General features: G+C 66.9%; 9 protein-coding genes and 1 pseudogene. 2 read left to right on the top strand and 8 right to left on the bottom strand.

Annotated elements, in window-relative coordinates:
- Positions 1-1290 (bottom strand): S49 family peptidase (locus VN856_RS11445; protein ID WP_325689035.1); only part of this gene is annotated, 1290 nt, incomplete at its 3' end.
- A 50-nt stretch (positions 1291-1340) separates the two neighbouring features.
- Between VN856_RS11445 and VN856_RS11440 the strand changes: the two genes are divergently transcribed.
- Both VN856_RS11440 and VN856_RS11435 read left to right on the top strand, forming a co-directional pair.
- Positions 1341-2267 (top strand): LLM class flavin-dependent oxidoreductase, encoded by a 927-nt coding sequence (locus tag VN856_RS11440; RefSeq protein WP_325689033.1) that lies wholly within the window; start codon positions 1341-1343, stop codon positions 2265-2267.
- A 100-nt stretch (positions 2268-2367) separates the two neighbouring features.
- Entirely contained in the window at positions 2368-3597 is a 1230-nt protein-coding gene (locus VN856_RS11435) for a serine hydrolase domain-containing protein (RefSeq protein ID WP_325689030.1), read from the top strand.
- 6 nt (positions 3598-3603) lie between these two features.
- Here VN856_RS11435 and rplO read toward each other — a convergent pair whose 3' ends face one another.
- The 7 genes and pseudogenes from rplO to rpsN all read right to left on the bottom strand — a co-directional run.
- The gene (rplO, locus tag VN856_RS11430) at positions 3604-4044 is read right to left on the bottom strand and encodes a 50S ribosomal protein L15 (RefSeq protein ID WP_325689028.1); all 441 of its coding nucleotides are present in this window, start codon (positions 4042-4044) and stop codon (positions 3604-3606) included.
- Positions 4041-4262 (bottom strand): 50S ribosomal protein L30, encoded by a 222-nt coding sequence (rpmD, locus tag VN856_RS11425; protein WP_325689026.1) that lies wholly within the window; start codon positions 4260-4262, stop codon positions 4041-4043. Before rpmD ends, rplO begins: the two co-directional genes overlap by 4 nt.
- Positions 4263-4264: 2 nt before the next feature.
- Positions 4265-4972: a 30S ribosomal protein S5 gene (gene rpsE, locus VN856_RS11420; RefSeq protein ID WP_325689024.1), complete on the bottom strand. Its 708-nt coding sequence runs from the start codon at positions 4970-4972 to the stop codon at positions 4265-4267.
- A 49-nt stretch (positions 4973-5021) separates the two neighbouring features.
- Positions 5022-5429, bottom strand: coding sequence for a 50S ribosomal protein L18 (gene rplR / locus VN856_RS11415; RefSeq protein ID WP_325689022.1), 408 nt, complete (start codon positions 5427-5429; stop codon positions 5022-5024).
- A gap of 2 nt (positions 5430-5431) precedes the next feature.
- A complete protein-coding gene (gene rplF / locus VN856_RS11410) occupies positions 5432-5971 on the bottom strand; it encodes a 50S ribosomal protein L6 (RefSeq protein ID WP_325689020.1) in 540 nt (179 codons plus the stop codon).
- Positions 5972-5983: 12 nt separating this feature from the next.
- Positions 5984-6382: a 30S ribosomal protein S8 gene (gene rpsH / locus VN856_RS11405; protein WP_325689018.1), complete on the bottom strand. Its 399-nt coding sequence runs from the start codon at positions 6380-6382 to the stop codon at positions 5984-5986.
- Positions 6383-6487: 105 nt separating this feature from the next.
- Positions 6488-6589, bottom strand: a pseudogene (gene rpsN, locus VN856_RS11400) (30S ribosomal protein S14); the annotation flags it as partial.

Here is a 6589-nt window from a genome sequence, read left to right as displayed (position 1 = left end):
GTCTTTGAGGTCCCGGGCGATCAACTTGCCCGTCAGCACACCGATCGAACCCGTGATGGTGCCGGGGTTGGCCACGATCGCGTCAGCGCCCATCGAGACGTAGTAGCCGCCGGAGGCGGCGACCGCACCCATCGACGCCACTACCGGCTTGCCGCGCTCGCGGGCCTTCTTCACCTCCCGCCAGATGGTTTCCGACGCGCTGACCGAACCGCCCGGCGAGTCAACCCGCAGCACGATCGCCGACACCGAATCATCGTGCGCCGCTTGACGAAGCCCGGCGGCAATGGTGTCAGCGCCGGCGTTGGACGAGCCGAACGGCAATCGCGAACCGCCACGGCCGCTGACGATCGCGCCGGCGACGGTGACGACGGCGATCGTCGACTTGGGCCCGCGCCCGGGTATCGACGGACGAGCCGGTCCGCCGGGGCCGGTGGCCCGCGCGTAGCGGCTCAGATACAGCCGCGGCGGGCCGTCGTCACCGTCGGCGTCACCGGACTCCGGCGAAATGCCCTTGGCACCAACCAGTTCCGCGACCCGCGCATACGCTTCGTCGCGGAAGCCGACGCGATCGATCAGACCTGATTCGACCGCGACGTCGCGCAGCAGCGGCGCATGATCGGCCAGCTCGTCGAGGGCGTCCTGACCGACGTTGCGCGAGGCGGCGATCGCCTGCCACACCTGAGCCCGCAAACTCTCCAGCAGCCGGGTGTCGGCTTCCCGATGAGCGTCGGTGTAGCGGGCCTGCGTGAAAAGGTTTATCGCCGACTTGTATTCACCGCGCGCGACGAACTGCGCCTCGATACCGGCCTTGTCCAATGCGTCGCGCAGGAACAGAGCGTTGGTGGCGAAGCCGATCAGCCCGACGGCGCCCGCCGGCTGCATCCACACCTCGCCGAACGCCGACGCCAAGTAGTACGACAGCGTTCCGGGATAGGTCTCGGCCCAGGCCAGCGACGGCTTGACCGCGGTGAATGCTGCGACGGCTTCCCGTAGCTCCTGAACCGGCCCGGCCGCGGCGGCGGGGAGCTCGACGCGGGCGATCAGGCCGGCGATGCGGCGATCCTCAGCCGCCCGGTGCAGCGCGGACACCGCCTCCCGCAGCGCCAGCGGACGGCCGCCGCCGGTGATGATCGTCAGCGGATCCAGGCTGCTGGCTTCGGGCGGCGGAACCCGCAGGTCGAGTTCGAGCACACAGCCGTTGGGAACACCGTGGTGGCGGGCGGTATCCACCCGGCGAGCCAAGGCACGTACGTCGTCGAGACCCGGCGGGTCGGGCAGGAATGAAAACATATGACGAGCCTACCGATGACCCGCGATGGTCCGGCTCGTACGGTGATGGGGTGCGGTTCTCCATCTCGATTCATCAGTATGACGAGACCGGCTTCGACTCGGCGGGCTTGCGCGATTACCTGAAGCGGGCCGAAGAACTCGGGTTCGAAGGCGGCTGGGTGCTCGAACAGATCATCGGCGAGGCGCGGCTGCTTGCGCCGCTCGAGCTGCTCGCCTGGGCTGCCGGCTGCACCGAACGGTTGCGGCTCGGCGTGGCCGTCCTGGTCTCGTCGTTGCACGATCCACTGCAGCTCGCGTCGGCGATAACCGCGGTCGATCGGCTCAGCCACGGCAGGCTGGATGTCGGTGTGGCACCGGGCGGTGCCCGCCGCAGGTTCGCTGCCTTCGGGGTGGACGGCGCCACGTTCATCAGTAGTTTCACCGAGGGCCTGCAGCTGATGAAGGCGGCCTGGTCCGACGAGCCGCGGGTGACGTTCGACGGCCGGTTCCGCCAGGTCGATGATCTGCCGATCCAGCCGAAACCCGTGCAGCGGCCGCATCCCCCGATCTGGTTCGGCGGGCAGGCCCCCAAGGCGCTGGCCCGCGCGGTGCGGCACGGCGACGCGTTCCTCGGTGCGGGTTCGTCGACCACCGCGAAGTTCGCCGAGGCGGTGCCGATCGTACGGCGCGAACTTGCCGAGCAGGGCAAGGATCCCGCACATTTCCCGATCGGCAAGCGGGTCTATCTGATGATCGACGACGACCCGGCCAAGGCGCGCCGACGCGCGCTCGACGGACTGCATCGGATCTACGGCGGGATGCCCGGCATCGAGGACGTCCCGGTGTCCGGCAGCGTCGACGACGTTGTCGGCGGTCTGCGCGAAGTCATCGACGCGGGCGCCCAGACCATCCTGCTCAATCCGGTCGGCCGCGACGTCGCCGAGGACCGCGAGCAGATGGAACGCCTTGCCGCAGAAGTGATTCCGCAACTGAGCTGAGTCACACCGGTAACCGCACAGCGCACCCGCCGCCGAGCGGATCCACCGCCGGCCGCCGAGTTTTCGCTCGTAGGCGGGCACATCGCGGTATAACCACTCAATGAGTCGCAAAGTAGCGGTCTCGCCAGACCTGGTCGAGGGCGATGCCGATGAGGGCTATGGCAAGGTCGCCGACGCATTTCGGGCCAACTTCGCAGCACACCGCGATATCGGCGCCGCGGTCGCGGTGTATCGCGACGGAGTCAAAGTCGTCGACATGTGGGGCGGTTATCGCAACGGCTTCACCAAAACCCCGTGGCAGCACGACACCATGGTCAACATGTTCTCGACGACGAAAGGCATTGCGTCCCTGGCGGTTAGCGTCGCGGCGTCGCGCGGTCTGATCAGCTACGACGCCAAGGTTGCCGACTACTGGCCGGCGTTCGCGCAAGCCGGCAAAGCCGAGGTGACCGTGCGGCAGTTGCTGTCTCATCAAGCCGGGCTGTCCGCACTCGACGCGCCGCTGCTGCTGGCCGATCTCACCAACCAGGAGACTCTGTCGGCGGCGCTGGCGGCACAAGCGCCGGCGTGGCCGCCGGGCAGCCGGCACGGATACCACGCGCTGACCCTCGGCTGGTATGAGTCCGAACTGATCCGGCACACCGACCCTGCCGGTCGGACGCTGGGTCAGTTCTTCGCCGACGAGGTCGCCGCCCCGCTCGGCCTGGACCTCTACATCGGGCTGCCGGCATCGGTGGACCGGGATCGTGTCGCGCACCTGCACGGGTGGCCGCGAGCCGAGGCGCTGCTGCATCTGAACGCGATGCCGCCCCGACTCACGCTGGCGCTGCTGAATCCGCGCAGCCTGTCCGGCCGAACCGTCAACCTGCCCAACGATGTCGACGCGATGCGCGACTACAACCGCGAAGACATCCGCACCGTCGAGATACCCGCGGCCAATGGGATCGGCACCGCGCGCGCAGTCGCCAAGGCGTACGGCTGCGCGGCTACCGGCGGACGCGAACTCGGTTTGACCGCAGACACTCTCGACGCGCTGACCAAGTCAGCGGTGACGCCGACCGGCGGGATACGCGACAAGGTTCTGCACGTCGATTCACTGTTCTCGCTGGGCTACTGCAAACCGGTGCCGCACTTCAACTTTGGATCGTCCGACAGAGCCTTCGGCACACCGGGGCTCGGCGGATCATTCGGGTTCGCCGACCCCGACACCGGGGTCGGGTTCGCCTACGTGATGAACCGGTTGGGCTTCCACCTGTGGAGCGATCCGCGCGAACTGCCGCTACGGCAAGCCCTGTTCCGCGACGTGCTGGGCGCACGACCGCAGAAGTAGCAAGCTTTACAGCTCGGTGGCCGAGCCACCCGCCGCGGTGATCTTCTCCCGCGCGCTGCCGCTGAACTTGTGAGCGGTGACGTTGACCTTGACGGCCAGCTTCCCGTCACCGAGGACCTTGACGAGCGTGTTCTTGCGAACCGCTCCCTTGGCCACCAGCTCGTCGAGTCCGACCGAACCGCCCTCGGGGAAGAGACGATTGAGGTCGCCGACGTTGACGACCTCGTATTCGGTGCGGAAGCGGTTACGGAACCCCTTCAGCTTGGGCAGCCGCATGTGAATCGGCATCTGCCCACCCTCGAAGGTGGACGGCACGTTCTTGCGGGCCTTGGTGCCCTTGGTACCGCGACCGGCGGTCTTACCCTTGGAGCCCTCACCGCGACCGACGCGGGTGCGCTTGGTTTTCGATCCCGGTGCGGGACGCAGGTCGTGCAGTTTGATCGTCATGTGGTGCTACCTCCCTCAGCCGGCTCGACCTCGACGAGGTGACGGACGGTCGCGATCAGCCCCCGGGTCTGCGGGTTGTCGTCGCGGATAACCGAGTGGCGAATCCGCCGAAGTCCCAGTGTGCGAAGGCTTTCCCGCTGTCTCCAGCGAGCGCCGATGATGCCGCGGACCTGGGTGATCTTCAGCTGTGTCGGTTGTGTTGCTTTGCCTGCGGCCATAATTACGCCGATCCTTCACGAGCGGTGCTGGCACTGGCTGCCAGCGCCTCACTTTCGCGGCGGGCGCGCAGCATGCCGGCCGGGGCAACGTCCTCCAGCGACAGTCCACGTCGGGCAGCCACCTCTTCGGGCCGCTGCAGCAGCTTGAGCGCGGCAACCGTCGCATGCACGACGTTGATCGCGTTGTCACTGCCCAGCGATTTGGACAGAATGTCGCGTACGCCGGCACATTCCAGAACCGCACGAACCGCACCACCGGCGATCACACCGGTACCGGGGCTGGCCGGACGCAGCAGCACAACGCCTGCAGCGGCTTCGCCCTGTACCGGGTGGACGATGGTCCCACCGATCATCGGAACGCGGAAGAAACCCTTGCGAGCTTCCTCGACGCCCTTGGCGATCGCAGCCGGAACTTCCTTGGCCTTGCCGTAGCCGACACCGACCATCCCGTTGCCGTCGCCGACGATGACCAGCGCGGTGAAGCTGAATCGCCGACCACCCTTGACCACCTTGGAGACTCGGTTGATCGTGACGACCCGTTCCAGGTAGTTGCTCTTGTCGCCATCGCGGTCGCGACCGCCACGGCCACCGCCATCGCGGCGGCCCCGGTTGTCGCGTGAGTCGCGTGAGTCGCGGCCATCGGAACGAGAGTCGCGTCCCTCCGCGGGGCCGGCTGTCTGGCCGGCCGTTCCAGCCGGTTGCTCCGCCATTATGCGGTCCTTCCGCTCAGGTTTGATTCCCCAAGATTGTTGCTTGCCATCAGAATTTCAACCCACCTTCGCGGGCAGCGTCGGCCAGTGCCGCGATCCGCCCGCCGTAGGTGTAGCCGCCACGGTCGAACACCACCGCGTCGACGCCGGCAGCCTTGGCCCGCTCAGCGATCAGCTGACCGACTCGCACACTGTGGGCCTTCTTGTCGCCGTCCACGCCGCGCACGTCCGCCTCGATCGACGAGGCGGCGGCCAGCGTCGTGCCGGTGAGGTCGTTGACCAACTGCACGTGGATGTGCCGCGACGAGCGGTGCACCACCAGGCGCGGACGCTCCGCGGTGCCCGCGATCTTTTTCCGCAGCCGCGCGTGGCGACGCAGCCGCTGCTTGCGCCGAACGGCGGAAACGCTCTGCCCTGCCGGCTTTTGCGCGGTGCTACCAGCTTGTGATTGCGCCATGACTACTTACCTGTCTTTCCGACCTTGCGGCGGATCTGCTCGCCTTCGTAGCGAATGCCCTTGCCTTTGTAAGGGTCGCTCTTGCGTAGACGGCGGATGTTGGCCGCGATCTGGCCGACCTTCTGCTTGTCGATACCCGTGATCGAGAACTTGGTGGGTGTCTCGACCGCGAACGTCACGCCCTCGGGCGCGGTGATCAGCACCGGGTGGCTGTAACCCAGGGCGAACTCGAGGTTGCTGCCCTTGGCCTGCACGCGATAGCCGACCCCGAAGATCTCCATCTTGATGGTGTAGCCCTCCGTCACACCGGTCACCAGGTTGGACACCAGGGTGCGCGACAGCCCGTGCAGCGAGCGGTTGTGCCGCTCGTCGTCCGGACGGGTGACCACAATGGCGCCATCCTCGTTGCGCGCCACGGTGATCGGCTCGGCGACCTGCAAATCCAGGCTGCCCTTGGGCCCCTTCACCGAGACCTGCTGGCCATCGATGGAAACCTCGACCCCGGATGGAATCTGGATCGGCTGCTTACCAATACGCGACATGTCAGTCCCCCCTCACCACACGTACGCGAGGACTTCGCCGCCCACGCCCTGTCTGGCGGCCTGACGGTCAGTGAGCAGCCCTGAGGAGGTCGAGATGATCGCCACGCCCAAACCGCCGAGCACGCGCGGCAGGCCGGTCGACTTCGCGTACACCCGCAACCCGGGCTTGGACACCCGGCGCAGGCCGGCGATGCTGCGTTCCCGGCTCGGCCCGTACTTGAGCTGAACGGTCAGCGCCTTACCGACGCGCGCATCTTCGGTCCGGTAGTCGTTGATGTAACCCTCCCGCTTGAGGATCTCGGCGATGTTGGCCTTGATCTTCGAATGCGGCAGCGTCACCTCGTCGTGGTACGCCGAATTGGCGTTGCGCAGACGTGTCAAAAAGTCTGCGATCGGATCCGTCATCGTCATGACAGCGGTGTCGCCTTCCTCGCAGTGGTTCCCAGTCCGGGCCTGCTGCGCACCTGTTCTCTGAGTTGGTCTGGTGGTTGCAAAACTGTCTCGTGGTTAGCCGGATTACCAGCTGCTCTTCTGCACGCCGGGCAGTTCACCCGCGTGCGCCATCTCGCGCAGGCAGATCCTGCACAGCCCGAACTTGCGGAAAACCGCGTGCGGGCG

Source organism: Mycobacterium sp., assembly GCF_035603715.1.
Taxonomy (GTDB): domain Bacteria; phylum Actinomycetota; class Actinomycetes; order Mycobacteriales; family Mycobacteriaceae; genus Mycobacterium.
The sequence above is the reverse complement of the archived record's forward strand: the minus strand, read 5'-3'. Positions and strand labels throughout refer to the sequence as shown.

Excerpts from the sequence above, each read along its gene's own strand:
- rplF (WP_325689020.1), bottom strand. The coding sequence starts at position 5,971 with ATGTCGCGTATTGGTAAGCAGCCGATCCAGATTCCATCCGGGGTCGAG.
- rplR (WP_325689022.1), bottom strand. The coding sequence starts at position 5,429 with ATGGCGCAATCACAAGCTGGTAGCACCGCGCAAAAGCCGGCAGGGCAG.
- rpsE (WP_325689024.1), bottom strand. The coding sequence starts at position 4,972 with ATGGCGGAGCAACCGGCTGGAACGGCCGGCCAGACAGCCGGCCCCGCG.
- VN856_RS11435 (WP_325689030.1), top strand. The coding sequence starts at position 2,368 with ATGAGTCGCAAAGTAGCGGTCTCGCCAGACCTGGTCGAGGGCGATGCC.
- rplO (WP_325689028.1), bottom strand. The coding sequence starts at position 4,044 with ATGACGATCAAACTGCACGACCTGCGTCCCGCACCGGGATCGAAAACC.
- rpmD (WP_325689026.1), bottom strand. The coding sequence starts at position 4,262 with ATGGCCGCAGGCAAAGCAACACAACCGACACAGCTGAAGATCACCCAG.
- rpsH (WP_325689018.1), bottom strand. The coding sequence starts at position 6,382 with ATGACGATGACGGATCCGATCGCAGACTTTTTGACACGTCTGCGCAAC.